A 25,643-nucleotide genomic window follows, 5' to 3' on the forward strand; every position below is an offset into this window, starting at 1 on the left:
TCGGGGGTGTTGGCGGGTAGGCGTGGAAGTCTTCCAGGATGGAAGTTCTTCGGACCGCGAACAGCGCGACCCTCGCCGAAGGCAAGCGACACACACCGGGTTTGGCGACGAGTACGTCACCGTGATCATCGATCTCACCCCCATTTGCGAGAAGACCGGGCCGGCGAGGCTGCTGGACATGGCCGAGGGGCGCTCGAAGGCAGTGTTCAAGCAGTGGCTCGCCGGGCGCCCGAAGGCCTGGTCCGCCGGGATCGAAGTGGTCGCGATGGATGGGTTCACCGGGCTCAGGACCGCCGCCGAAGAGCTCCCTGACGCGGTCCCGGTGATGGACCCGTTCCATGTCGTCCGCCTCGCCGGCGACGGGCTGGACCGGTGTCGGCAACGCGTTCAGCAAGACACCACTGGGCATCGTGGTCGCGTCGGCGACCCGCCCTACAGGGCCCGCCGCACCCTGCACACCGGCGCGGGCCTTCTCACCGAGAAGCAGCGCACCCGACTGGAGGCGGTGTTCGCCGTCGAGGAGCACGTCGAGGTCGAAGCGACCTGGGGCATCTACCAGCGGACCGTCGCTGCCTACCGGGAGCCGGACAAGGCCAGGGGCAAGCAATTGATGCAGGCCGTAGTCGACGCGGTCGCCAACGGCGTCCCGACAGTGCTCGTCGAGCCGACGCCCCGGCCGCACCCCGAAACGGCGCGCGGCCGGCGTTCTTGCGTTCTTCGACCGTCCCGGTACCAGCAACGGCCCGACCGAAGCGACTCCACGACCGTACGGACACACCAGCACGCGTCCGGAGCCCGAAAAGGGCTCTGCCGGGCGAGGCGATCGGCCGGTCCCGGGCAGGCTGGCCATGAAGATCTGCCCCGCCTGCGACGGCCAGGGCCGCCCCCTGGTCTTCACGATCACCGCTGGAAACGTCAATGACTGCACCCAGTTCGAGCAGGGCGCGTCGAGAAGTATTCACCGACCGACCGTGGCACACACCGCCACAAGGCCTGACGAACCGGTTTTCTCCGACTCCGGCGCCGAAGCACGATGGGGCGGGGCGGGATCCCACCAGGAGATCCCGCCCCCATCTTCAATGGGCTATGCGGAAACGGGCCGTGCGACCATGCTCAGAAACGGTCCGGGGCACGTTCCGGGAGCGGAGAGCCGGGGAGTACGTCCCGCTTCTGGTTCTTCCGTGCCTCCGCGTTCGAGTCGGCCGTCGCCTCGCAGGTCACGTCCTTCGCCGGGAGCTTGCCGGTGAGCAGGTAGTCGGTGACTGTGCCGTCCGTGCACGCGTTGCCGCTCGGGTAGACGCCATGGCCCTCGCCGCCGAGGACGGTGACCATTTTCGACCCCTTCAGGTCGGCGTGCAGGGCCTGACCGCTGGGCAGCGGGGTCTGCGAGTCCCACTCGTTCTGGACGACGAGGGAGCCGACCTTGTTGTTCACCTTGGTTGCCGGTTCCAGGGACTTGGCCCAGAACGCACAGGGCTTGATGCTGGACGCGAAGTCACCGAAGAGCGGGTACCGGCCCCTGTCCTCGATGGCGTCCTGCCGGTAGCGCTCAGGATCGCGGGACCACGCGGCCGAGTTGTCGCCGCACACCACGGCCCAGAAGCTCGCCGTCATGTTGTCGGCCGGCACCTCGGCGGCATCGGCGGCGGCGCCTGCCGCCCCGGTCCTCTCGGTTCCGGCGAACTCCGCGAGCTTCATCGCGGAGGCGGACTCGCCCGCCGCGGCCTTCTTCAGCTCCACGACCGTCTCGGTGGCGTACTGCGGGCTGAAGAACGCCGCGCGCATACCGCTGCGGATGTCATCACCGGTGATCGGCTGCCCCTCTACCTCGATGGGCTTCTCGTCGGCCTGCGCGACCAGGTCCCAGAAGGTCCCCTCGACCTCCTTCGGGGTGTCACCGAGGCCGTACCTCTCCGAACGCTCGGCGGCCCACTCGGTCCACCGGTCGAACGCCGGCTCGGCGCCCTTTGCCCACCACTGGATCATCCCTCGCCAGGCGCGCGCCGGATCGACCGCGCTGTCCAGCACGAACCGGTCGGCCCGGCCCGGGAAGAGCTGGGTGTAGACGGCGCCCAGATAGGTGCCGTACGAATAACCCAGGTACGAGATCTTCTTCTCACCGAGGATCGCCCGGAGCAGGTCCATGTCGCGCGCGGTGTTGCGCGTGGTGATGTGCGCGAGCGTGTCGCCCGCTTTCTCCCTGCACTTGTTCGCGACGTCGCGTGCCCAGGCAACGTCCTTGTCGAACGTCTCCTCCTTGTACGGCCGCAGCCAGTTCTCCTCCTCCGGCTTCAGGTCGCAGGAAACCGGGCTGCTCCGTCCCACACCGCGCGGGTCGAAGCCGATGAGGTCGTACTTTCGCTGTGCGGACTCGGGGAGGACCTCCCGCAATTCAAGCGGCATGTAGAGCCCCTGTCCCCCCGGGCCGCCGGGGTTGGACAACAGGACACCGTGCCGCTTGCCGGGCGCGGTGCTCTTGATCCGGGATATGGCCAAGTCGATCCGCTTGCCTCCGGGGACCCGGTAATCCAGCGGGACCTTGATCGTGGCGCACTCGAAGTCCGCCGGAGAGTCGGCATCGCACCGCTTCCACCGCGGCTTCTGCTTCACATACCGCTCCAGCGCGCTCTTGGCGGTGGACGAGGAGGCGGTCGACGAGGAGGCGGTCGACGAGGAGGCGGTCGACGGGGTGGCGGCGGTGGCCGTCGAGGTGGCGAGTGCGGGTGCCAGCGTTGCCGTGACGCTCACGGCTAACAGGGGCGCGAGACGTCGTCTGCGCACGATATCGATCCTTCCGGTCGCGTGTTCGGACGGGAAGGATCTTTCAGGAACCGGACACGCATGCGGATCCGTCGCCGGGCTGAGTTCCCCTCCACCCTGGGAATGAGACAACAGGTGCGGGTGGTACCCGAGTTGTAGGGGGTGGACCGCCCTCAGCGATGGGCACCATGCACGCCGTGGGCGTCATCGAGACCCTCGCGGGCATGGTCGTTGTCGCAGTGGCCCCCCGTTTCGGGGGCCGGCTGGTGGCCGGCCGGCTCGCCGGCATCATCGTCGACTTGCTGACCATTCCCGGCCACTACGACATCGCCCTGCCCGCCCGATCCGCCGCGTAGCCGCGTCAGAGGCAGCTGTTCCGTACCCTGACGGCATGCGCATGCGCCCCACCTTGAGCTGGACGCCTACCGAGGACCTGCCGCCGGGTACCACTGATCTGGAGCCGGTCGCCGATGCACTGAGCACCGGCGGTGTGCTGGTGCTCAGCGGAGCGGGCATCTCCACGGAGTCGGGCATTCCCGGCTACCGGGGCGAGGGCGGGAGCCTCAGCCGGCACACACCGATGACGTACCAGGACTTCACCGCCAGCGCCCAGGCCCGGCGCCGGTACTGGGCGCGCAGCCATCTCGGCTGGCGCACCTTCGGCCGCGCCCGCCCCAACGCCGGGCACCGGGCCGTGGCCGCCTTCGGGCGGCACGACCTGCTCTTTGGGGTCATCACCCAGAACGTCGACGGCCTGCACCAGGCCGCCGGCAGCGAGGACGTGGTGGAACTCCACGGAAGCCTGGCCCGGGTCGTCTGCCTTGCCTGCGGCGCCTTCAGCCCGCGCCGCGAACTCGCCCAGCGGCTGGAGGAGGCCAATCCGGGCTTCGAGCCCGTCGCCGCCGGAATCAACCCGGACGGTGACGCCGACCTCACCGACGCGCAGGTCGCAGACTTCCGAGTGGTGCCCTGCACGATCTGCGGCGGCATCCTCAAACCGGACGTGGTGTTCTTCGGCGAAGCCGTCCCGCCCCGACGGGTCGAGCACTGCCGCGAGCTGGTCCGTGAGTCGGCCTCGCTGCTGGTCCTCGGCTCCTCACTGACGGTGATGTCCGGGCTCCGCTTCGTCCGCCAGGCGGCCCAGGCCGGGAAGCCGGTGCTGATCGTGAACCGGGAGCCGACCAGGGGCGACCGGCACGCCTTCACCCGGGTCGCACTCCCGCTGGGAGCGGCACTCACCACCGTGGCAGATCGGCTGGGCATTGCCGTCGACGGCCAGGCGGCGGTGCGAGAGTGACAGTGGTGGGGCGTCGCCGGGGCACATGCCGGTGCGTGGGCTGCCTTTGTCGTTCCCACCCCATGGGTCACGTATCAGGGCATCGGGCGGAGCCGGTTGCGAGAACGGCGCCGGTGTGGATCGTGCATGCGGCCGGCTCGTGACCTTGAGGGTCCGCTCCTTGTCTGGTCACCGCCCGATCCCGCCCCCGCGACGCGCATGGCGACGAACGCCCCGAGGTACAGGGCGGCCACGACCAGGAGCAGTGCCTGATAGCCCGTCACCAGGGCGAGGTACTCGATCGCGCCTCCGGTCATCGCGCCCAGCAGGTTCGCGCCGAAGGCGGAGGTCGGGTCCGGGGTGAGGGCGAGGCGGTCCGAGAAGATGAGGTTGGCGCAGAAGATGGGGGTGAAGGCCAGGGCGATGGCGGCGGCGAGCCGGGGGGCGAAGGGCAGGGACAGCACCGCGCCGGCGGGGACGAGCCAGACCACCGCGAGGGAGCCGAAGAGCAGCAGTTGCAGCAGCAGTTGGTTGACCCTCCGCAGCCTGCGCCGGACCTCCACCGCCGCGAGGACGGCGACCAGGACTCCGAAGAAGACGAGGGCGTTGACCAGCCAGGTCGTACCGAAGTACAGGGCGAAGCCGATCACGTTCTTCGTCTCGAGCAGCATGAATGCCGCGCCCAGCAGGAACATGTCGGTGTAGCGGAGCGTGCCGCGGATGCGGACCCCGGTCAGGCGCACCGACAGGAGTGTCACCAGCAGGATCGTGCCCAGGGCTCCCAGGTAGAGCGTGGGGATGCTCCGGTGCAGCAGGTACGGGAAGGGGTGGTCGTCGCTCGCGGCCGCCGGGACCGCGCCGCTGGGCCGCCAGGTCTTCGCGCAGGACTGGTCGGCGGGCGTCATCCCGGCCACCAGCACGGCCGCGTTCCTCTTGAACGTCGTCATACAGGGGGCGTGACCGTAGACGTCGTCGAGGCTCCCTGCGAAGCGGTCGACCAGCCAGCTCTCGCGGTAGTAGTTGTACATGGCGAACGCGCCGTTCGGCGCCAGGTGCTCGCGCGCGGCCTCGAAGGCCTGCCGGGTGAACAGGTAGCTCTCCAGGCGCAGGTTGCTCGCACCGGCGACCAGCGTCAGCGAGTCCGGCAGGGCCAGGACGATCAGGTCGTACTTGGCCTTCGTCCGCTCCAGGAAGGCGCGCCCGTCGTCGATGTGCACGCGCACCCTCGGGTCGTCGTACGGCCTCGCGGGGTGCAGTTGTGAGCCGATCTCCTGCAGCCGGGGATCGATCTCGACCGCGTCCACGCGCTCCGCTCCGTACGCGAGTGCGACCGCGACGTCGTTGCCGTTGCCGGCGCCGATGATCAGCACGCGCTTGTGCGGGTTGCGGGGCGTCTGGTCGTACGCCTGGCGGTAGGGCGAGTCCTGGCGCATCAGCACCGCTCGCGGGGCGGTGCTCTGGTGGGGGACGCCGTTGGCCGAGATGTACCAGGTCCGGGTGGTGGTCGGTGAAGGTTTGAGTTCGATCTTGTAGTAGGGCGACCAGGAGATACCGCTCGTCGTCGTCTCCAGGAACAGCGCGGCGACCATCGCCGTGAGGGGAATGCCGTACCGCAAGGTGTTGCGCCGTCCGCCGAGGACCAGCAGGGCCGCGGCGGCGAGTACGCCCCATACGGCCGAGGGAGCGCGCAGCCAGGACAGCACGGCGAAGGACAGCGAGCCGGTGATGCTGCCGAGCAGGTCGTAGCGGTAGGCGTCGAGCGAGGGAAGCAGGCGGAAGAGATCCGCTGTGATCTTTCCGATCCCCGCCATGATCACCGCGGTCAGCAGGAAGATGGCCGGCAGCGTCACCCACTCGGGAAGTCCGGTGGTCTTCACGGCGGTGAAGTAGAGGACCTCGCTGCTGCTCTGGCGCACCTGCACCGGGTACTCGCGCACCAGAATGACCAGCAGCGCGAGCGGAACGGGGGTCCAGCGCTTGAGCCACTGTCCGCGCTCGGCGGGGATGAGGAACCCGATGCCGATACCGAGGAACGATCCCAGCAGGATGAAGTTCGAGAAGTAGCTCAGGTGGACGACGTTGGCGCCCGCCCATCTGATCAGCGCCAGCTCGACGAAGAGCATGGTGGTGCTGGCCAGCACGAGCCTCCAGCGCACCGATCTTGCCGAGTGTCCTGATTCGAGCAGCTTCATGGCGGTTTACGGTGCCATCCTCGCTGCGGTGAGTCGAGGTGCCGTGCCGCGCGGGTGTGTGTCACTCGCGGGCGGCGTCGGTGCAGCCGGGACCAGGCCGCGTGCGCCTCGTGGAACGGGCGGATGCCCTGTTGCCGTACCAGGGCCTCCTGCAGAGGGGCCAAGCCCCAGGCCCTCCCCGCCTCACAGCTTTGCCGCCCTGCCCGATCGCATGTTGACAAGGGCCGACGGTTACCCGGACGGCCGGCCGGACTTGGCCCGCTCCCCCGCTGGGCGCGCCAGCATGGCGACCGTCGCGGAGAACAGCCACGGCAGCCGTTGTGCGACGGGCAGCAGCGCCGCGCGGGCGGGGGGCTTGCGTGTCGCGCCGAGAAGCGCGTGCGTCAGCCAGCGGTAGCGCCGGGTGAGCCGCCGCCACTCCCGCTCGTAGGCCGCCAGGTCACCACTGGTGACGGCCCGCACCGCGGCAGGCGCCTGCGCGAGGGCCAGCGCGATGCCCTCGCCGGTCAGGGCATCGACGTAACCGGCGGCGTCGCCCACGAGCAGAACCCGGCCGGCGGTGCGCGCGCTCGCGACCTGGCGGAGCGGGCCTGCCCCCCGTACCGGTCCGGCGAGGCAGGCCCCGGCCAGCCGCTCCCGCAACTCGGGGAAGGAGGCGAGGTGGTCGTCGAACGACCGGCGTGCGGTGGTGAGCACCGCGACGCCCACGAGGTCGTCGGCCACCGGCGTCACGTAGGCCTCCGCTTCGCGGGCCCAGTGCACCTCGACGTGGTCGCTCCAGGGGGCGAGCGCGTAGTGGCGCCGAAGCCCGTGCCGCAGAGGGGACCGGCGCGGTCGGTTCAGCCCGAGGGCGCGGCGGATCGGCGAGTGCAGGCCGTCCGCCGCTACGAGGTGGCCGGCGTGGGTGCCGTCGACCACCACCCCGTCGTGGTCCTGCTCGACGTGACGCGCGGTGCGCTGGTCGACGCGTACGCCTGCTGCCAGCACCGCCTCGCGCAGCAGCGCGTGCAGCGTCGTACGACGCACTCCGCGCCCCGGGCCCGCTCTGAAGTCGGCGTCTACGCGGCGGGGCCCGGCGACGTAGCGGATGCCCCGCAGGTCGTGTCCCGGCGGATGTACGCCCAGTGCGGCCAACGCGGCGACGGCGCCCGGCATCAGGCCCTCGCCGCACGCCTTGTCGACGATGCCGGCACGCTGCTCCCAGACGGTGACGTCGAGCCCCGCGCGGGCCCCGTGCAAGGCCGTGGCCAGGCCCGCGGGTCCCCCGCCGACGACGAGCAGATCCATGCCTGCCTCCTCAGGCCAGCCGTGTCAGGGCGGCGTCCTCGGCACGGACGCGAGTGGCGAGCAGGAGCCCGTTGAGCGCGGTGAAGACGACCGCCGTGATCCAGGCCGAGTACACGAGCGGAAGCGCGAGCCCCTCGACGACGACGGCGACGTAGTTCGGGTGCGGGATCCAGCGGTAGGGTCCGCCGGTCACTCGCGCGGCGCCGGGTACGACGATCACCCGGGTGTTCCACTGCCGGCCCAGCGTGGTGATGCACCACCAGCGCAGCCCCTGCGCGAGCGCGACGAGGGCGAGCATCGACCAGGCCAGGACCGGTACGACGGCCGGCCGGCGCAGCCACACCTCCCCGAGCGCGCCGACGAGCAGGCCGGTGTGCAGCGCCACCATGAACGGATAGTGCTCCCGCCCGGACTCCACACCGCCCCGCGCGAGGCTCCAGGCGGCGTTGCGGTGGGAGACGGCCAGCTCGGCGACCCGCTCCAGGCCCACGGCCAGCACCAGGACGGTGAACCAGGTCTCGCTGCTCACTGTCCACCACCCGGGGCGCGAAGGAGTACGAGTTCGGAGCAGAATCCCGGGCCCATGGCGAGCATGAGCCCGTAGGAGCCGGGCGGGGGCGGGCGGTCGGCCAGCGTGTCCGCCAGGACATGCAGCACCGAGGCGGAGGACAGATTGCCGATCCGGCGCAGCGAGTCCCAGGTCACGCTCAGCGCGTCCCGCTCGACGCCGAGGGCGTCCTGCAGCGCCTCGAGGACCTTGGGGCCGCCGGGGTGCGCGACGTACCAGTCGAGGTCTCGGCTGGTCAGCCCGTGGTCGGCGAGGAAGCCACGGACGTCGTCGCCGACGTACCGGCGCACCAGGTCGGGGACCGCGGAGTCGAGGACGACTCTGAACCCGCCGGAGCCGACGTCCCAGCCCATCATGCGTTGCGAGTCGGGGTAGAGGCGGCTGCGCGAGGCGAGCACTTCCGGAGCGGCTGGGTCGTCGGTCTGTGCGCGGGGGTGCTCTCGCCCGACGGCGACCACGGCAGCGGCACCGTCGCCGAACAGGCCGCTCGCCACGGCGTTGGCGACCGAGGTGTCGTCGCGCTGGAGCGTGAGCGAGCACAACTCGACCGACATCAGCACCGCCACGGCGTCGGGGCGGCCGCGCAGCAGGTCGTTCAGGCGGGCGATGCCGGCCGTGCCGGCGACGCAGCCGAGGCCGACGAGGGGCAGGCGCACCACGTCGGGACGCAGTCCGATCTCCGCCGCGACGCGGGCCTCCAGGGAGGGCACGGCCAGGCCGGTCACCGTGCACGAGACGATGTAGTCGACGTCGGCCGGTGTGAGGTCGACGCTCTTGAGCGCGTCGACGACCGCGCGGCCGCCGAGTTCGACGCCGGCCCGGATGAAGACGTCGTTCGACTGGCCGAAGTCCTCGATCCGGCCGTACTCCTCCAGCGGCAGCACGGTGTGCCGGGTCTCGACGCACACGTTGCGGTGGAGCCGCTCGACGACGCCGCGATCGACCTTGTTCCCGACCAGCGTGGTGGTCAAGGACTCGGTGATCTTTTCCTGCCGGTGGCAGTGCTCGGGCAGGGTGCCGCGGACGCTGAGGACGCGCATGGTCATGCTGGCTCCTGGGACGGTGCGGTGGGGCGCGAGGAGCACCCGGCCGAGGCCGAGCGCCGGCTCGACCGTGACGGTGAGCGCAAGGGTCGGGGCGCAACTGCCGGGGCGGTCGCGGCGCGGGACGGGCCGGCGCCGGCCGGAGCGGTGTCTGCCGGTGCCATCAGGCGACCGTCAGCAGCACGACGTCGAGCAGGGCGATGGTCACCGCGGCACGGAAGGGAGCGCGCCCGCGGCCGAACCAGGTGAGCACCGCGAGGACGGTGACCAGTGCCAGGGCCGTCCATGCCCACGCCGGAGGCGATCCGGCGGGTCCGGTCACGGCGAGCACCGAGGCGGCGGTGAGCAGCGCGGCGGCCAGGACGCGCGAGGGGCGTTCGCCGATCCGGTGCGGCAGGCCGCGGATCCCGGTGGCTTCGTCGTCGGCAAGGTCGGGCAGCACGTTGAGCAGGTGCGCTCCCACGCCGAGCGCGGCACCGGCAGCGGTCATCCACCAGGGCGCCCAGTGAGGTGGCGAGGCAGCGAGGGTGACGACCGAGGGCAGCATCCCGAAGCCGCACGTGTACGGCACCCATGACCAAGGGGTCGCCTTGAGCCCGAAGTTGTAGGCGTGGCCCGCGCCGGTGGCGAGGACGACGTTGACCAGTGCGCTGCGCCAGCCGACGAGCGCGGACAGCACGAGGCAGGCGAGAGCGGCCACGACGAGGGCGCGTGCCACCCAGCCGGCCGGGAGGGAACCGACGGCCAACGGCTTGTCGGTGCGGCCCACGGCGCGGTCGCGCGAGAGGTCGAGCAGGTCGTTGCCCCAGCCGATCGTGAGCTGGCCGGTGAACACCGCCGCGGTCACGGCGGCGGCGTCCAGCGGGTGCAGGCCGCCGCGGAGCGCCAGCAGGCCCGTGACGGCGGTGACGGCCAGAGCGGGCCCGCCGTGGGCGGCGGCGAGCAGCGCGAGCGCACGCGGCGGGCCGGGGCGCGCCGGGGCCGTGCCCGCGGTCACGGGCACCGCCCCACCGCGTCCAGTGCCCGACGGATCGCATCACCGAGGGTGCGGGACAGCGTGCGTGGGTGCAGCACGGTGCCTGTGCTGCACACCTCCGCTCGGTTTCCGGTCGCCCAGGAGCACGGCCCGCCGTCACCGGTCATCACGTTGCGCATGCAGCATCGGTCCCACATTGCCCGCCCGCTCACACGGGGTGGTCCGGCATCCGGTGGAATGGGCTTGTCTGGAGGCGGAGCCGGTACGGAGCGACGTCGAGGGGGCGGGAGCGCCGGGGGCGGCGGGTGGGCAAGGGGGGCACTGGTCGGGCCCTGCCGGTTTGCTGCATGCCCGCCGCGTGCCTCTCGGTCGGCGGTGACAACGATCTCTCGCGCCACGGCCTTCGACGTGCCCAACTGCCGGATCAGGTATCGGACAGCACAACCGGCGGGCAGGCCTTGACCCTCGTCTTCCCCTCGTGCATGTCCGTTCAGTCGTTCTTGCCCCGGTCGAACCACATCGTCGCCACCGTCGCCAGCAGACCGGCCCAGAACAGCACCTGCGGGACCGTGCGTTCCGTCCACGGGATCTGGGTGATCAGCAGGGCGCAGACCATGGCCCAGGTCGCCTGAGCCAGGACGATACGGGGCCAGGTGCGGCGGCGGAGCAGCGAGCGCAGATTGACCCGGACGCCGGCGCGCAGCCGCCGGAACCGCAGCAAGGCGCCCAGGACCCAGACCACGGCCATGGGGACGAGGTCCCAGAGCCGCTGACCCAGCGCCAGCGGCAGCTCCCGCTGGGTCTCGCCCTCCGTCGCGAACAGGTCGATGCCCACCCCGGCGAGAGCCAGGCAGAGCAGGGCCAGCCAGCGGATGCCGCGCAGCAGACGGTAGGAGGCATCGTCCAGGCCGCTGCGCATCGGCGCGGAGTCCGGGGCGGCGGCCAGCGCGTCGGCGTACAGGGTGGCGGCCTGCGCCGCCTTGACGCCGGGAGCGGTCGCCGCCTTCTTCGTCCGCCGGGCCAGGGCCTGCTCGTGTTGCGGGTCGAGCCGCAGGATGGCCTCGTCCAATTGGTCGGCGACGGTGCGGTTGCCCGCCATGTCGGCGATCAGCCACGCCACCTCGTAGGCGAACACCTCCTCCGGCCCCAGCCGGATGGCTTCCTGGGCCAGTTCGCCCGCCTCCCGCAGTGCGGCGTCCTGGTCCTCGCGCCTGACCTGGCCGCCGCCCGCCTGTCCGGAGCGGATCGCCCTGATGCGCCAGAGCCAGTTGGCGAGCAGCGCGTAGCCGTACCAGTTCTCCGGGGCGAGGTGGATCACCTCGCGCAGCACGTCCTCGGTCTCCAGGAAGCGCCCTGCGGCGCGCAGGGCGTGCGCGTGCATGACGAGCGCCCCGATGTCCTCGGAGTCCAGCGCCAGCGCCCGCTCCGTCGCCTCCAGGGCCTTCGGTCCGTCCTGGTCGTCCCCCAGATGGCTGCGGGCGAGCTTGACCCACGCCCGGACGTCCTCCGGGTCCTCCGCGAGCCGCCGCGCCAGCAGCTCGCGGGCCTCGTCGTACCGCTTGAGGTCGATGAGCAGGTCGGCCCGCTCCACGGCGGGGTGCACGGTCGCGGTCACAGCTTGCGCCTCTTCTTCAAGTACGCCACCAGGTCGTCGTACATCCCGCCGTCGTTGGCGAACATCGCCACGTTCCGCGCGGAGGCGAACCACGGCTCGGCGGACGGGACGACCTCCTTCGCGGCGGCCAGCAAGTCCTTCATGCCGATCATCCGGACCGTGCCGGTGCGCGCCGAGTCCAGCAGCGCCCGCTCGGCCGCCGCGTCGCAGACATGGGCCAGGTCCGCGCCCGACAGACCGTCCGTGGCCTTGACCAGCTTGCCCAGGTCGACGTTCTCGATGGGCCGGTCCCGCAGGTGGTAGCGCAGGATCGCCTCCCGGGCCGGCCCATCGGGCGGCAGGACCAGGATCGTCCGGTCCAGCCGGCCGGGACGGCGCAGGGCGTTGTCCACATCCCAGGGCACGTTCGTGGCGGCCAGCACGAATACGCCCTCGTTCGCGGCCGAGTCGATGCCGTCCAGCTCGGTGAGCAGCTGGTTGACCGTGTTGCGCATACCGCTGTGCGTGGTGCGGCTGCGCTTGGCGCCGAGCGCGTCCAGCTCGTCCAGGAAGACCACGCAGGGCGCCTGGCGGCGGGCGGTCTCGAAGACCTCGTGCATGTTGCGCTCGGAGTTGCCGATCCACATGTCGAGCACATCGTTGACCGACACCGACAGGAACGCGGCGCCGAGTTCCCCGGCGACCGCGCGGGCGATGAACGTCTTCCCGCAGCCGGGCGGCCCGTACAGCAACAGCCCGCCGCGCAGGCTCTTGCCGTACAGCTTGCGCAGCTCGGGGTTGCGCAGCGGCGCGAGGAACGCGGCCTCCAGGCGGTCTTTGACATCCTGCATGCCACCGACGTCGGCCAGCCGCACCCCGCCGGGCGTCTCCACGTCCCACGCTTCGGCATCGCCGGGATCATCCTGTCCGTCCGCGCGGACCGGCGCCTCGACGAACCGCGGCGGCACCACGTCCCCGACCTGCTCCTCGGCGGCCCGCCAGTCGAACCCCGGCCGCTGATGCGGGGGTTGCGCCGGCGCCGGGGCCGGGGCGCCCATCGCCCGGGCCATCAGGTCACGGGCCCGGGCATCGCCCGGCGCGTGCTGAAGGGCCACGGCCGCCTCGGCGACGGCGGCCTCCGACTGGCCCGCCTCCAGCAGGAGCTGGGCCAAGTGCAACCGCAGGGGTACGTCGGCTGGAGCGGCAGCGACGGCGGTACGCAGACTCTGTATGAGAGGGGATTCGTCCGGCATGATCCACAGCCTACGCCCGCCATACGACACCTCGACAAAGCACTCAACACCCGGCCACCTACACAGTTCGCGGCGAACTCTGGGCCAGGCCAGGGCAGGTCGTCGCCGCCCGTCTGGTCGCCGAGATGGGCGACGTGGCGGTGCCGGCGACGGCCGCCGGCCGGCATCGACCACGGCCGGGCCCGGATCGTGGCGGACGCGACGCGGGCGCACTCGAGGAGGGAGTCCATGAGCTCGGCGCCGGCGGCGAGGAAGGCAGTCACGGTGCGGGGCTCGGAGGCCGGCCCCGGCACCTCACGCGCCTCCATCATCACGACTTCGTTGTACAGCGTGGACGCGGCGACGACCGACTGTAAGGAGACCAACCATCGCGCAGCATCTCGATCGCCGCCGGGCGTATGCCAGTGGCGCACCGTCCCCCTTTCCGCCCCCAGACGAGCCGGACGGCGCCCCGCGCGCCAGTGCGGCTGACGTCACGGAACAGGGTCGTGGGCATCGTCTCGCGGCAGTCGGTCTCGTCGTTCGCGCGGGCCGTGCGGTCGGTCCGGGCGATGCCCGGCGGGATACCGCTTCAGTCGGAGATCTATTTGCAGGTCCGGTAGGTGCGTGAACTACGTCACCTGGTTCGCCTTCCCCGTGTTCGCGGGACGGTCCCGAGCTGGGCAGGGTGGGAGCCCTGGCCCGGCTCGTGCGGAGGTGGTCGACGGTGGGGATGCTGTCTCGCTGAGTGCCGTGCGAGCGTCTGCTCTAGTCTCTCGTGCATGGCCGGCGGCGCTTTTCGGCCTGCCAGGTGACGAAACCAGTCACGTACGCCGAAGTCAGGAGGACCGTTGCACCACGATGAGCGGGCAGACCGGCCCGGTAGCCGCGGCGAGCACCAGATCCAACGTGAGCTGGGCACCGTCGGCCGCGCTGACCGGTTTTACGACGAGCAGGTTCTGGACCGGCTCAACCAGCGTATGAAGGAGTTCGTGGCCCGCCAGGAGATGTTCTTCCTCGCGACTGCGGACAGCCACGGCGAGTGCGACAGCACCTTCCGGGCCGGCCCGCCCGGCTTTCTCCGGGTACTCGACGACGCGACTCTGGCCTACCCGGAGTACCGCGGGAACGGCGTCATGGCCTCGCTCGGCAACATCCGGGAGAACCCACACATCGGCATGCTGATGATCGACTTTTCCCAGGACCGTATCGGCCTCCATGTCAACGGCCGCGCACAGCTGGTCACCGATGACACGATGCGCCAGAGGATTCCCGACCTACCGGTCGATCCGGTCCCCGGACGCCGCCCCCACATGTGGGTGGAGATCGAGGTCGAAGAGGCATACATCCACTGCTCCAAGCACATACCGAGACTGGTCAGAGCACCGCTCCGGCAGAACACCCACGGGACGGACCATTCCGCTGCCGACGGCGAGCAGGCCTGGGGCACCGACGACGCCAAGCGCAAGGGCGGCGACTACTTCGGAGCGGCGTCCCAGGATCGCGGACTGGCTCCCCGCTGAAGGCCAGCCGGAAAATTCCACCGCACCCAACTGCACGGCACGCCCCACGTCTTCGGGGTGACGCTACTGGGCGACGCCGCCCATCTGATGCCCCATTGGGGGCGGGCGCGAACCTCGCGATGCTCGAAGGCGCCGGACTCGCCGAGTCCATCGCCACCGGCCCTGGAGATCTGGACGAGGCCGTCCGCGCCTTCGAGGAACAGATGTGGGCACGGGCCGGCAGGTGGGCGAAGAGCACGACGGCCGGTCTGGAACGCCTTGTTGGCCCGGAACCCGCCGAAGCCCTGGCCCTCTTCGACCAAGTCCAGCCATCCTGACTGCCAAGCGCGAGAGCACGAGGACTAACAGCTCGCCACGCCTCACGGGACAGTACGGCACCGCCGCAGTCCCTTCCGGCGAAACCGCGGTTGGACGAACGCACGGACACCTGCACCGAACGCAACCCTCAGCCCGCTACCGCCAAAATCCGGTCCTCCTCCTCGCGGGCCGGTCAGCCTGGGGGCCAGGTTGTCCTGCATCCGGTTGAGGCGGCGGTGCGTCGCCGGCGAAGACGGGCATGCCGAGATTGACCAGTTGGGGGCGTCCGTCGGCGGGGGCGTGGCAGGTCTGCCCGGCCGGCTGCCGGCAGTTCTCGCTATCCACGCCGGACAGCAGTTCGCGTACGAAGGTGAAGGCCGTCGCCTGCGGCCCCGCCCGCCTGCATCAGCCCGCGCCCCGGGCCATGCCCCGGCCCCTGGCCGGACATCGGCCGCCGGCGGGCGGCATTGCGCTGTGAACTCGTGGCCACCGCATGCTCGCCATGAGTCAGGGCACTTCTTGGTGATTACGCACTGGCCCGTACTCATGGGCTCCGAGCTGCCAGCGGTCCCGGAGACGCTTCAAGCCGGGTGCAGGTCGGTGTGCAGCAGGTGGTGGTCAGAGTACGGGGTGGGTTGCACGCGGTGCTCGAGTGAGGCGATGCCCCGCAGGAAGATGTAGTCGAACTTGCTGTGCCAGTCGGTGGTCGGCGTGCAGGTGCCGGTGGGCGAGGGATGACACTGAGGGTCTGTGTCCGCGGCCAGTGCCCATATCCGGGCGAGTTCGGGAGCATCCGGCACCGCGTTGAAGTCGCCGAGAACGATTGCGCGGTCGTGCCGGGCGACGTCTGCGGCCAGCACCTCCATCTGGTCTGCCCGGACTGCTTCCTGGCGTCGTTGAGCGAGGTGTGTGTTGAAGACCCGGACCGGCTGGCCGCCCACCATGGTCGTGACTGCCGTGTACCCACGGTCCTCGGATCCGCCCTCGGGGTATTCCACGTGGACGCGGTCTGTCATCGGTGCCGCCGAGAGAATCGCCTGGCCGAAGCCCCCAGGATTCCACGGCACTCCCCCGCAGCGACCCCAATCCTGAAGAACCGTCCCGTACTCGACGTGGTAATCCAGCCCGTAAAGGCCCCTCAGATAATTCCGGATCCTCTCGACGTCACGCACGCACGCTTCCTGCAGACCGATGACCTGGGGCGCATACGCGGCGATCTCCGCCGCCCGGTCGACGTTGCTCACCTCGCAGGGATTACAGATGTTCCACGTCATGACCCGGTTCGGGACCATGTCCCTGACGTCAGCGACAGGCAGCGACTTGCCGAAGAGGCCACTGCCCGGTGCGCTGGGACCGACGAGCACCACACATGCCACGGCCATGGCACCCGCAAGCAACCGCGTGCTCCTGCCGAACACCATCGCCTCCCCAACGCGCCCACCCCTGGCATCTGACGTCTCCCAGCACGAGATTAAGGGACGGGGCGTTCAGCAACACATGCTTCCGGCCCCACAAGACGGCCGGGGGCCCTGCTGCTGCCCCCGTAGTGCGCGCTTCCCGCCGGGGGCCGCGGCCAGGACCCGATGCCGACAGGTCCGCTGCGGGGCCTGCGCCCGCGCGGGGACGGTGAGTTGGGTGGAGCCGGCCCATGCCAACCAGGCCGTTTCTCTTCGATCGTCGGTGCCTTCTCGAGTCCCCACACCCGCACCACGGCAGGCCGGTCGGAAACCGGGTGCGGGCTGTCGGTGCCGTGGTGTGTGATCGGGGTATGGCGATTGTGTTGGGCAAGCCGGGAGTCGACGGGCTGGGCCAGGCTGTGGGCGTGCTGCGGGAGTGGCAGTACGAGGGGGCGCCGATGCAACTGCATCCGGGGGACCTGGGCTGGTTCTGGCGGTCAGGTGCGGAAGCGACCGCCGCGGCCGTAAGGACGTGGAGCCGGGACGGACAGATTCTCGCCGTCGGGCTGCTGGACGGTCCCGGGCTGTTGCGGCTGACGATGGCGCCAGACGCTCAGCGGGACGAGGAACTGGCACAGCAGTTGGTTGAGGACATGACCGAGCCGGAGCGCGGCGTGCTGCCCGGGGGGAAGGCGAACGTCGAGGCGCCGATGGGTGCGCTGGTCCAAGATCTGCTGTTCGAGGACGGCTGGAACACCGACGAGCCGTGGACGCCGCTGCGCCGTGATCTCACGGAGCCGGTGAAGGACCCAGGCGTGCGGGTCGAGGTGGTCGGGCCGGAGCAGGCGCATGTGTTTGCCGCCGTGCATCGGGCAGCGTGGGACGGGTCGAGGTTCACGGACGAGCGCTGGCACGCGATGGCGGCCGGATTGCCCTACGCCGACGCCCGGTGTCTGGTCGCGTACGACGACCAGGGCGACGCGGTGGCGGCGGTGACGGTGTGGTCGGCCGGTCCGGGGAGGCCCGGGTTGCTCGAACCGATGGGCGTGCACCGGGAACATCGCGGTCACGGCTACGGCAAGGCGATCAGCGTTGCCGCGGCGGCCGCACTCCAGGAGCTGGGCTCGTCGAGCGCGATCGTCTGCACCCCCGGCTCCAACGTCGGTGCCGTCGCCACCTACAAGTCAGCCGGCTTCCAGCAACGCCCCGAGGTCCGGGACCAGTACCGGGACGCCTAGTACTCCAGTCTGGTTTCGCGGTCTATCCGGCAGGTTCGTCGGCGGACCGCCGTTGGTAGTGGCTGCCTCGGGCGGTTGCCTGGTGGCGTATGCGCCAGGTGGAGCCATGGGCCGGTTCAACCACGAGGCCATCGCCATCGACCCGGTGACCGGCTACGTCTACGAGACCGAGGACCGCGGCGACGCATCGCTGTACCGCTTCGTTCCGACGGTGCCCGGTGATCTGTCCAAGGGCGGCCGGCTGGAGGCCCTGCGGATCGGCAGCACTACGTACGACACCCGCCTCGATGGCGAGAAGGCGTACGGCAGCGTCTCCTGGGTGCCCGTGGACGACGTCGACCCGGAGACGGACACGGTGCGGCTCCAGGCGCAGGCGGGCGGCGCCGCGGTGTTCAGCCGCCTCGACGGCGCCTGGTACGGCAACGACCGCATCTACGTCATCACAACCGACGGTGGCCCGGCCCGGCAGGGCCAGGTCTTCGAACTCGACCCGGCCACCGACGAGTTCCGGGTGCTGTTCGCCTCGCCCGGCTCCGAGGTCCTCAACGCGCCGGACAACATGTGCGTCAGCCCGCGCGGCGGCCTGGTGCTCTGCGAGGACGGCGGCGGCACCGAATACGTCCACGGGCTGACCACGGACGGCGAGATCTTCCGCTTCGCCGCCAACAACGCGGATCTGCGCGGCGGGACCGCGGGCAAGAACGTCCCGGCGGCTGCCCACCGGGGCTCGGAGTGGGCTCCGGGCATCACGTCGCGATCACCGGCCCCTGGCCCCAGGGCTTGTAGCCTTCAGCCGGGAACGAGGGACGCGTCGAGACTCCACACGCCCAGCCCCGCGTCACCAGGCGGAGGCGGCAGCGGCCCCGACGTGCTACCCCAACGCCCCAACCCGGCCGAAAAGACCGTCGAAGTCACCTTCGACTGTTCATGCGGGCCCTGGTCACCGAGATGACTCAAGGCCGGACAGAAGTGCACCGCGATCCGGCAGCCCTCACCATCACTGACCTCCAGGGCATGGGACCGGCTGCTGACTCACGTGCAAACGACTGCACCCAGTTCGAAGCCGTGACGGCCCGCATCCGGGTGCCGGCGGGCGGGCCCTCACCCTCGCCCGCCTACGAGTCCGGCTCCCCACTGTTCTGGTGGGGACCCGGTGGCGGAGTCCCAGCGGGAGTGGCGCCGTCAGGGCGCTTGTTGTCGGCGTTCCCAGAACGGGTGCTCCGGCCAGCGCTGTTCCTGGCCGTAGGTCTCGGCGTGATGCCGCTCGTAGGCGTCCGTGATCCGCTGCAGGAACAGGGAGTAGTCCGCGAGGGCGGCCGTCTCGCCGGACAGGCACAGGTCGACGGTCCGCCCGGCGCGGGCTCCCGTGTGCAGGGCCGTGAGGATGCCCTGGGAGGAGAGCGGGTCGAAGGCGAGGGCGGCGTCCCCGGCGGCGATCCATCCGGGACCCGCCGCAGGGGACAGACGCAGCCCGTGGGCCGCGGTCCAGCGGGGCGCGGGGGCATGGGCCGGGTCGTAGCCGTCGAGGCGGATACGGACATGGCGGGTGGTCCCGATCGCGTCGAGGAACCCCTCGGCGGTGCGCAGGGCGGAGTCGGTCAGGTCCGCGTCGGTGAGGTATGCGACCAGTCGCCCGGCCGGGACCCTGGCCGTGTACCACCAGCCGCCGGGGACCGCCTCGACGAGGGTGCGCAGCTCCGCGTCCTCGGTGCGATGACCGGGGAGCCGACGTCCGAACAGGGCGAACACGGCCATGAGCCGGTCCTGCTTGCGGCGCCGGCCGCGTCGGCGGCCGATCACGGCGGGGCGGCCGGTGGCGTCCACGACCCAGTCGCAGCGCACCTCTTCGAGGCGGCCGTCTGCGCGGATCAGGACGCGCCGGTCCCCCGGGTGCGTGAGGTGCGGCACGGCCTCGGCCCGGCGCAGCTCGGCACCGGCTGTCCCGGCGGCGCTCCGCAGGAACGCGTCGAACCGGGTCCTGTCGAGGTGCCAGCCGTGTCCGTGCGGGTCATGGAGGTGGCTGCGGCCGTGCAGTTGCTTCGATCCCCAGCAGGCGTAGTTCCCCACGCACCGCAGGTGCGGGCCTGCGGCGAACTCGGGCCACAGGCCCAGATCGTGCAGCAGCGGCCGGGCTGCGGGCAGCAGGGTCTCGCCGATCCGGAACGGGGACGACGCTGGGCCGCCCGTGCCCTTGTCGACGAGCAGGACACGGCGGCCGGCCCGTGCCAGTACCAGTGCCGCGACGGCGCCTGCCGGACCGCCTCCGGCCACGATCACCTCGAAGGTCACCGCTCCTCCGGGAAGCGTGCCACCTTCTCGAAGTAGCCCGCCATGACCTCGTGGGGTACGTCCGTCCGCTCCAGGGCCGCGGCCACGGCGCCGCCGTTCAGTGCCGGGTCCGCCGCCTCCGGCACGTGCAGGCACCGCAGGTTCCGCAGCGCGGGCGGAGGCTGCTCGGGGTGGAAGCTCACCGTGGATTCCACGAACATCGTCTCGGGCAGCTCCGGGTCGTCGGCGGCGCCGGTGCGCCGTTCGACGAGGCCCAGTTTTCCGAAGTCCTTGACCATGGCGTTCATTTGCTCGATGCGGTCCTGGGGCAACCACCTGTCCCAGACGGCCCGGCGCTCGAAGGCGGTCCGGCGTTCCTCGGCGGGCCTGCCGGGGTCGACCGCCTGGTCGTAGTCCTGTTCCGTCAGGACGTGGTTGGGCACGCGCGCGGGCCAGAAGGTGGGCAGGTAGGGGTCGTAGCGCGGGCCGTACCCGAGGTAGTAGCCGGAGCGGCAGCGCGCGGTGTCGGTCTGCCAGGGCACCGCCATCCAGCGCGTCAGATCGCCCGGCCCCTGCGCGTACAGCGGGCCGTCGACGCCGAGTGCCGCCTGCGGAGTGAGCACCTCGCCATGGTCGGACTCGGGTGTTCCGGGGGCGCGGTGCCGCACCCGGAACGGTGCCGTGTACAGGCTGCTGTGGCGCATCGGCCAGGACAGTTCGCACCCCGGGTGGAACGCGTCGGCCAGACAGAACGACAGGGCCGCGCGGTCGAGCATGCCCGGCCGCTCCGCCGGCGGCACCTCGTCGAGGTTTCGCGGCGGCACCGCCGACGGGTCGTGGTCGGCGTCGAAGTCCCCTGCGGCCCACCGGGCCAGTGACCGGTACTGCAGCGAGGACAGGGTGAGATGCTGCCGTGCGGAGACCGGCCGCACGCTCATCGAGTCACCGTAGAGGGGCGGCCACGGTACGGGGGAGAGACCGTCGCGGTCGAGGTCCCGCATCGTGGCCCAGATCTGCTGGCGCAGCTCCGCGTGGCGCGGCCCGGGGTCGGCCAGTCTGGCGAGCCGCCCGGGCGCCAGGAAGTGCTCCCGCCCGCCGTGTCCGAACAGCGCTGCGATGCCGCGGTTGACCCACTGGAGGTCGCACAGGCGCCGCAGGATCGGCAGGACGTCACGGGTGAACGAGACGTTCTCCGGCAGCGGCAGTGTTCCGGCGGACACGAAGACGTCGCGCATCAGGTCGTACATCGTGCGGACGGACTTCAGCTCCGGCGCGAAGTTCGGTGGCGCCACCACCACCCAGGCCGGTTCGACGGGGACGCTACGGCCGTCGATGCGCACGCGTGCCGTCACCGGGCCGTCGGAGATGTCGTCGTACCAGCCGTCGTTGTTGGCGAAGTGCGTGGCCTGAGCGTGGTCCACCGAGGCCGAGACGCCGTGCCCACCGAGGAACAGCAGCCGGCCGGCGCCGTCGGTGCGCACCTCGCCCAGGTGGACGGGCTTCCCGAGGAAGCAGCCCGTGTCGAACCGGTACTCGGGCCGGTCGGCGCGGTCCCGGCCGCGGATCGAGCGGGGACCGGGGTCGATGACCAGCCGGCCGCGCTCCTTTCGGGGCACCTTGGGATTGCGGGGCGTGCTGGCGGGGGCGGCGGCCGCTTCGGGGATGTCCAGGGCCAGCTGGAACTGGTACCAGGCGGCCTTTTTGTTGGCGACATGCACGGTCCACCGGATGTCCGCGTTGTCCGCGGTCAGCTCGGCGACCGGCTCACCGGCGGCGTTGTAGCCGTAGACGCGGAAGCGCGCCGCCTGCCGTTTCAGGGCGCCGGTGGCGTCCTTGTACGAGCCGGCGGGCAGCGGCGGAGGGTCGTCCACCTCGGGCGCGAGGAAGAACTCGTCCGCGCTGTCTCCGACCCGTGCCACGCCGATGGCGGGATGGATCGCGGCCCGCACGATCCGGGTGTCACGCCCGTGCGGTTCGCCGGACGGCGGGCGTGCGGGGCCGGGTTCCGCCGCCGGAACGCCGTTCGCGTCGCGGCGCCGGGCGGCCGACGCCCGGTACACGACCTTGCGAGCCTCGGCCATGCTGCCGACCGGCTTGTGCTCGGCCAGGCAGTGCCAGGGGTTATAGGCCAGGTTCTCGCCGTAGGCGTCCTGACCGCGTGCCCGGACGTCCTGCTGACGCAGGGTCAGTCTGGCTACGCGGACGGGGGCGCTCAGCGACTCCTCCCAGCGCACGGTGGCACGGTCCAGGGGCATACGGTCCGGGTCCGTGCGGAACTGCACCATCAGGTCGAAGGTCGCCTCACCCGCGGCCAGCCGGTGCCGCAGATCTTCCCGGAAGAAGGAGGGGTTCTCCTCGGGAGGCGCCGCCTGGGGGTCACCGGGCGGGCAGGAGACCGGCACGAGCACGTACTTCACATGGCGGTCGGGCCCGAACGCGTACGGCAGCACGCCCCAGTACCTGGCCGTCAGCGTGCTCTCCTCGGGCTTGCGCATGGCCTGCAGGATGCTGCGGGTCACCGGGTGCGCGTTCTGGTACGCGACCGGGTCCTGCTGGAACTCGCACATGTCCCGGGCGGTGTCGACGAAGAACACGTCATGGTTCTGCAGCACGAGATCCTGGGTGTCCGCCCGGCCGTCGTCCTCCAGCAGCTTCGGGCCGGGAACGCCGAACAGCTTGATGCCCATGCCCAGGGTCCGACGGAAGTCCGGACGGTCCGGCAGGACGTCGCTGGAGAAACGAACCCAGGCGGTCAGACCGTCCTGTTGGTCCCGGGCGGCCCTGAGGAACCCGACACAGAGGTCCGGCGGCAGATCGGGAGCGACCGTGAGCACGCCCCGGGCGGTGCCGTGGTACTTGACGAAGACCGGTCGCAGGACCGGGTCCTGGCCCTGGGAGATCCGCTGCCCCATGCGCTTGTCCACGAACTCGGCCAGAATGCCGGCGATCGGCTCGGCCGCGCAGTCGGTCGGGGCCTGCGAGGAGTTCTGGTGCGGGTCGGCTGTACCGGTCATGGGCGCGCTCCCCTGCTGCTCGAGCTGATTCGGAGTTCCCTGCTCATAGGTGGAGCGAGACTGGAGAAAATATGCCTGACCGGGGACAAGTTCCTCCGGTCGCGGGTGCCTGTACTTCGTCGGCCCTTGTCAGTGCCGACGAAGTGCGCCGGGGCGGCGGAGTCGCCGTACGGCTGAGCGCAGTTCCGTGCTGCGTGTGGGTGAACCGTCGGCAGGGACCGATGCGGGCGTGGGTTCCGGAGGCCTGACGGCGTCGGCCTTCCAGAGGGACCCGGGCTGGGAACGCCGGGCCGCGGCCCACCCAGAAGCCGAGCTCCAAGGCGTGGCAGGAGCCGAGGCCGGGGTGGTTTGAGGGCCGGGCGAACTCGTAGACGTACGAGGGCTCCGTACGGGCGTCGGCCAGGTGGTCCAAGGGGATGCGGAGAAGGTGATCGGTGACGAGCTGGCCGACGATGTCCGCCGTACTGGCCTCGGGGTACAGCGCGCGGCAGCCGCGCGGGACATCGCCGCCGCAGCCGCAGCGGGCCATGGCACCGGCCAGGGCGACGGCTCCGAGGCGGTCGACGCGGTACAGGAGGCCGCCCGGGACCAGCCACAGCCGGTACTCGTCGCGGGTCCAGCCCGTCATCAGCTCGACGCCCGGGGCGGCGCCGCCCTCGGTGAGGGCCTCCGGAGGTCGCGCGGGACGGTGCCACCGTCGATGACGATGCCGAAGGCGGGGACGCCGACCACCGGGCTGCTGAGCTTGCCCACCTCGGCCTTGCCTGATCACCCACCGCCACGTCCAAGGCCTTTGTCAGGACCTCTAAGAGGGTCGATGAAAACGGCACGCCAACGAAGCGGGCCCAATGCCAGTCCGTTTGCCGTGGCCCCCCCGGGATCGTCTTCCCACAGGACATGCCTCAGGGTCCCGGCGTTTGCCTCGGCTCGGCGTCCGGCGGCGGTTTTGACGTACTGGCCGCCCCGTGGCGGATGGCTCCGTACTCGCCGTTGCCGGTGAGGAAGCCGTCGGTCCAGGAGGAGGCGGGGGAGGTGTCGTAGATACCGCGGTCGGGGACGGTGATCTGCGGCGGGACGGCGGCCGCGGCCTTCCCCGAGAGGAAACCGCCGGGGAGGGCGGCCGCTCCGGCGGTCAGTGCGGCGGCGGTCAGGAAGCGCCTGCGATCCATGGAGTGGTCCATTGCGCAAACTCCTTCGTCTGCGCAGGGCTGTGCGGAGTGCGGGAGTTGGGATGTGTGGGGAGTCATTGGCAGACGAGCGGACAGCGGCCCGGTCCGCACCGGCCCGTGAGGTGATCCCCCGTATGGGGACGTGCCCCGGCGGCCCGCTCGATGGCGGGGTCGCCGGGGCACGCGGTCAGGAGAGAGTCCAGGTCTCGCTGTTGACGCTCGCGCTGCCGCCGAGCTCCTGGTCCACCGCCGCTCCCTGGGTGGTCGAGCCCGCGACACCGATGTGCAGGCCGCTGCCGATGCCCACCATCATGTAGTTGCTGCCGGTGTAGCTGCCGGTCAGGTCCAGGGCCCACTGCTGGTTCGTCCCACCGTTGCATGTCCACTGCTGCAACTGGACGCCGGCGGTGGTCGACTTGCTCGGGACGTCCAGGCACAGGCCGCTCTTCACGCTCTTGAGCGTGAAGATGTTGTCCGCCACCCGGGTGAGGGTCCACTGCTGGTTGGTACCGCCGGCGGACGGCCACTGAATGATCTTGGCGCCGTTCGCCGTGGACCCGCTCGACACGTCCATCAGCATGGAGCTGCCGACGTTCTTCAGGGTGTGGCCCCCCTCCGACGGGATCCCGCTGCCGGCCGTCCACGTGCCCGCGTCCACGTTGAGGGACCAGGTCGGGTACTGACCGAGGTTCACCGTCGTGCCCCGGATGGTCAGCGGCAGCCAGATCAGCTTCGAGGCGCCCAGGTTGGAGGTGTCCCAGCGGTCGCCCGCGTAGATGTACGTGGTGCCGGAAGTGCCCTGGACCGTGATGACGTTCGCCGTCTGGCTGCCGTAGGTGCGGGTGCCGGGAGCGGCGAAGTTCCGGAACGCCGACCAGGGGCCGCTCAGCGAGGTGGCGGTGGCGTAGACGTTGTCGTTCAGGCTCCAGCCGGTCAGGTGGGAGCCGAAGACGTAGTACATCCCGCCGATCTTCACCATGGCGGGCGACTCGACGCTGCCGCTGCCCAGCACCGCCACCGCGCTGTCCACGGAGAGGTAGTCGGCGGAGAGCTTGTAGATGCGCAGGCCGTTGTTGCGGTCCTCGCTCAGCAGGTAGCCGGTGCCGTCGGTGTCCTGGAACAGGCCGATGTCCCGGCTGAGGTTGCCCATCGGCCGGAAGCTGCCCCGGTAGGTGTACGGGCCGCACGGCGTGCTGCTCGTGGCCACACCGATCCTGGCCTCGGCGTAGTTGGTGCTGTCGATGTGCATGTACATCACGTACGTGCTGGTCGACTTGTTGTAGATGACCTTCGGCCGCTCCACGATCCGGCTCGGTCCCAGATCCCCGCTGCTCTGCCTGCTCAGGGCCTGGCCCTGGTAGCTCCAGTTCGCCAGGTCGGTCGAGGTGTAGCAGGTGATGTCCTCGAACGACGTGTCCGCCGACGTCTTGCCGGTCTTGTCCTCGCCGAAGCCGTACCAGGTGTCGCCGACCTTGACGATGCCGAGCCCGTGCAACTGCAGGGTGTTGCCGTTCTGGCCGGTTCGTGCGGCGCCCGTCGTGAAGGTCACCGTGGCCGCTTGTGCCTGCGTGGCGGGCACGAGCAGGGCGGCGAGGCTGCCCAGCAGGATCAGGAACGCGGCCATGGTGGTCCGCCATCGGGCGCGCGGTGGCGGTGTGCGGTGTGATGTGGTGTCGGGCATGGTGTCACCTCTCCGTCGCGGTCCGGGGATTGTGCGGGGGGGGTGCCTCTATGTCTTTCGTCAAGCGAGACGGGGGCTTCTTGGTTCGTAGAAGGTTCCGTCGCGGAGCATCGCGAACAGCACGCTGA

General features: G+C 70.9%; 18 protein-coding genes and 4 pseudogenes. 8 read left to right on the forward strand and 14 right to left on the reverse strand.

Going from position 1 to position 25,643, the window contains the following annotated elements:
- Positions 1-91: 91 nt before the first annotated feature.
- Both ACIBNA_RS39380 and ACIBNA_RS39385 read left to right on the forward strand, forming a co-directional pair.
- Positions 92-755: pseudogene (locus ACIBNA_RS39380) on the forward strand (transposase); the annotation flags it as partial.
- Positions 755-1,022: pseudogene (locus tag ACIBNA_RS39385) on the forward strand (transposase); the annotation flags it as partial. The pseudogenes ACIBNA_RS39380 and ACIBNA_RS39385, both read left to right, overlap by 1 nt.
- 91 nt (positions 1,023-1,113) lie before the next feature.
- Here the strand turns inward: ACIBNA_RS39385 and ACIBNA_RS39390 are convergent.
- Positions 1,114-2,781 carry an alpha/beta hydrolase gene (locus tag ACIBNA_RS39390; protein ID WP_399170069.1) on the reverse strand — a complete coding sequence of 556 codons (1,668 nt, stop codon included), beginning with the start codon at positions 2,779-2,781 and terminating at the stop codon, positions 1,114-1,116.
- Between the two features lie 158 nt (positions 2,782-2,939).
- Between ACIBNA_RS39390 and ACIBNA_RS39395 the strand changes: the two genes are divergently transcribed.
- Positions 2,940-3,116 (forward strand): hypothetical protein, encoded by a 177-nt coding sequence (locus ACIBNA_RS39395; protein WP_399170070.1) that lies wholly within the window; start codon positions 2,940-2,942, stop codon positions 3,114-3,116.
- A 35-nt stretch (positions 3,117-3,151) separates the two neighbouring features.
- Positions 3,152-4,057, forward strand: a complete 906-nt coding sequence (locus ACIBNA_RS39400) for an NAD-dependent protein deacetylase (RefSeq protein WP_399170071.1) — start codon at positions 3,152-3,154, stop codon at positions 4,055-4,057.
- 74 nt (positions 4,058-4,131) lie between these two features.
- Here ACIBNA_RS39400 and ACIBNA_RS39405 read toward each other — a convergent pair whose 3' ends face one another.
- From ACIBNA_RS39405 to ACIBNA_RS39435, 7 genes are all read right to left on the reverse strand, one after another.
- Complete coding sequence (locus ACIBNA_RS39405; protein ID WP_399170072.1) at positions 4,132-6,228, reverse strand: spermidine synthase; 2,097 nt, start codon at positions 6,226-6,228, stop codon at positions 4,132-4,134.
- 231 nt (positions 6,229-6,459) lie between these two features.
- Entirely contained in the window at positions 6,460-7,515 is a 1,056-nt protein-coding gene (locus tag ACIBNA_RS39410) for an NAD(P)/FAD-dependent oxidoreductase (RefSeq protein WP_399170073.1), read from the reverse strand.
- 10 nt (positions 7,516-7,525) lie between these two features.
- Positions 7,526-8,044 (reverse strand): isoprenylcysteine carboxyl methyltransferase family protein, encoded by a 519-nt coding sequence (locus ACIBNA_RS39415; protein WP_399170074.1) that lies wholly within the window; start codon positions 8,042-8,044, stop codon positions 7,526-7,528.
- Positions 8,041-9,129 carry a type III polyketide synthase gene (locus tag ACIBNA_RS39420; protein ID WP_399170075.1) on the reverse strand — a complete coding sequence of 363 codons (1,089 nt, stop codon included), beginning with the start codon at positions 9,127-9,129 and terminating at the stop codon, positions 8,041-8,043. Before ACIBNA_RS39420 ends, ACIBNA_RS39415 begins: the two co-directional genes overlap by 4 nt.
- Positions 9,130-9,289: 160 nt before the next feature.
- A complete protein-coding gene (locus ACIBNA_RS39425; protein ID WP_399170076.1) occupies positions 9,290-10,123 on the reverse strand; it encodes a UbiA family prenyltransferase in 834 nt (277 codons plus the stop codon).
- 469 nt (positions 10,124-10,592) lie between these two features.
- Positions 10,593-11,717 (reverse strand): tetratricopeptide repeat protein, encoded by a 1,125-nt coding sequence (locus ACIBNA_RS39430; RefSeq protein ID WP_399170077.1) that lies wholly within the window; start codon positions 11,715-11,717, stop codon positions 10,593-10,595.
- Positions 11,714-12,949, reverse strand: coding sequence for an ATP-binding protein (locus ACIBNA_RS39435; RefSeq protein ID WP_399170078.1), 1,236 nt, complete (start codon positions 12,947-12,949; stop codon positions 11,714-11,716). Before ACIBNA_RS39435 ends, ACIBNA_RS39430 begins: the two co-directional genes overlap by 4 nt.
- An 830-nt stretch (positions 12,950-13,779) precedes the next feature.
- Between ACIBNA_RS39435 and ACIBNA_RS39440 the strand changes: the two genes are divergently transcribed.
- Positions 13,780-14,451 (forward strand): pyridoxamine 5'-phosphate oxidase family protein, encoded by a 672-nt coding sequence (locus tag ACIBNA_RS39440; RefSeq protein WP_399170079.1) that lies wholly within the window; start codon positions 13,780-13,782, stop codon positions 14,449-14,451.
- 33 nt (positions 14,452-14,484) lie between these two features.
- Positions 14,485-14,768 (forward strand): annotated as a pseudogene (locus ACIBNA_RS39445) (FAD-dependent monooxygenase); the annotation flags it as partial.
- A 561-nt stretch (positions 14,769-15,329) separates the two neighbouring features.
- Here ACIBNA_RS39445 and ACIBNA_RS39450 read toward each other — a convergent pair.
- Positions 15,330-16,169, reverse strand: a complete 840-nt coding sequence (locus tag ACIBNA_RS39450) for an endonuclease/exonuclease/phosphatase family protein (protein ID WP_399170080.1) — start codon at positions 16,167-16,169, stop codon at positions 15,330-15,332.
- A gap of 347 nt (positions 16,170-16,516) precedes the next feature.
- Here ACIBNA_RS39450 and ACIBNA_RS39455 point away from each other — a divergent pair, with 347 nt between their 5' ends.
- Both ACIBNA_RS39455 and ACIBNA_RS39460 read left to right on the forward strand, forming a co-directional pair.
- Positions 16,517-17,383 (forward strand): GNAT family N-acetyltransferase, encoded by an 867-nt coding sequence (locus ACIBNA_RS39455; RefSeq protein ID WP_399170081.1) that lies wholly within the window; start codon positions 16,517-16,519, stop codon positions 17,381-17,383.
- 106 nt (positions 17,384-17,489) lie between these two features.
- Complete coding sequence (locus ACIBNA_RS39460) at positions 17,490-18,335, forward strand: alkaline phosphatase PhoX (protein WP_399170082.1); 846 nt, start codon at positions 17,490-17,492, stop codon at positions 18,333-18,335.
- A 230-nt stretch (positions 18,336-18,565) separates the two neighbouring features.
- Here the strand turns inward: ACIBNA_RS39460 and ACIBNA_RS39465 are convergent, their stop codons facing one another.
- The 5 genes and pseudogenes from ACIBNA_RS39465 to ACIBNA_RS39485 form a co-directional block, all read right to left on the reverse strand.
- The gene (locus ACIBNA_RS39465) at positions 18,566-19,672 is read right to left on the reverse strand and encodes an FAD-dependent monooxygenase (protein ID WP_399170083.1); all 1,107 of its coding nucleotides are present in this window, start codon (positions 19,670-19,672) and stop codon (positions 18,566-18,568) included.
- The gene (locus ACIBNA_RS39470; protein ID WP_399170084.1) at positions 19,669-22,665 is read right to left on the reverse strand and encodes a LodA/GoxA family CTQ-dependent oxidase; all 2,997 of its coding nucleotides are present in this window, start codon (positions 22,663-22,665) and stop codon (positions 19,669-19,671) included. The genes ACIBNA_RS39465 and ACIBNA_RS39470 overlap by 4 nt, the downstream gene beginning before the upstream one ends.
- Positions 22,666-22,794: 129 nt before the next feature.
- A pseudogene (locus ACIBNA_RS39475) lies at positions 22,795-23,427 on the reverse strand (carboxylesterase/lipase family protein); the annotation flags it as partial.
- A gap of 140 nt (positions 23,428-23,567) precedes the next feature.
- Complete coding sequence (locus ACIBNA_RS39480) at positions 23,568-23,846, reverse strand: twin-arginine translocation signal domain-containing protein (RefSeq protein ID WP_399170085.1); 279 nt, start codon at positions 23,844-23,846, stop codon at positions 23,568-23,570.
- Positions 23,847-24,021: 175 nt separating this feature from the next.
- The gene (locus ACIBNA_RS39485) at positions 24,022-25,515 is read right to left on the reverse strand and encodes an RICIN domain-containing protein (RefSeq protein WP_399170086.1); all 1,494 of its coding nucleotides are present in this window, start codon (positions 25,513-25,515) and stop codon (positions 24,022-24,024) included.
- Between the last annotated feature and the right edge of the window lie 128 nt (positions 25,516-25,643).

Source organism: Streptomyces sp. NPDC050164 (assembly GCF_044459945.1).
Taxonomy (GTDB): Bacteria; Actinomycetota; Actinomycetes; order Streptomycetales; family Streptomycetaceae; genus Streptomyces; species Streptomyces coeruleorubidus_A.

Bases quoted from the DNA above. Each gene is read 5' to 3' on its own strand.
- ACIBNA_RS39395 (WP_399170070.1), top strand. From the start codon at position 2,940: ATGGGCACCATGCACGCCGTGGGCGTCATCGAGACCCTCGCGGGCATG.
- ACIBNA_RS39400 (WP_399170071.1), top strand. From the start codon at position 3,152: ATGCGCATGCGCCCCACCTTGAGCTGGACGCCTACCGAGGACCTGCCG.
- ACIBNA_RS39405 (WP_399170072.1), bottom strand. From the start codon at position 6,228: ATGAAGCTGCTCGAATCAGGACACTCGGCAAGATCGGTGCGCTGGAGG.
- ACIBNA_RS39410 (WP_399170073.1), bottom strand. From the start codon at position 7,515: ATGGATCTGCTCGTCGTCGGCGGGGGACCCGCGGGCCTGGCCACGGCC.
- ACIBNA_RS39420 (WP_399170075.1), bottom strand. From the start codon at position 9,129: ATGACCATGCGCGTCCTCAGCGTCCGCGGCACCCTGCCCGAGCACTGC.
- ACIBNA_RS39435 (WP_399170078.1), bottom strand. From the start codon at position 12,949: ATGCCGGACGAATCCCCTCTCATACAGAGTCTGCGTACCGCCGTCGCT.
- ACIBNA_RS39450 (WP_399170080.1), bottom strand. From the start codon at position 16,169: ATGGTGTTCGGCAGGAGCACGCGGTTGCTTGCGGGTGCCATGGCCGTG.
- ACIBNA_RS39455 (WP_399170081.1), top strand. From the start codon at position 16,517: ATGGCGATTGTGTTGGGCAAGCCGGGAGTCGACGGGCTGGGCCAGGCT.
- ACIBNA_RS39460 (WP_399170082.1), top strand. From the start codon at position 17,490: ATGGGCCGGTTCAACCACGAGGCCATCGCCATCGACCCGGTGACCGGC.
- ACIBNA_RS39470 (WP_399170084.1), bottom strand. From the start codon at position 22,665: ATGACCGGTACAGCCGACCCGCACCAGAACTCCTCGCAGGCCCCGACC.
- ACIBNA_RS39480 (WP_399170085.1), bottom strand. From the start codon at position 23,846: ATGGACCACTCCATGGATCGCAGGCGCTTCCTGACCGCCGCCGCACTG.
- ACIBNA_RS39485 (WP_399170086.1), bottom strand. From the start codon at position 25,515: ATGCCCGACACCACATCACACCGCACACCGCCACCGCGCGCCCGATGG.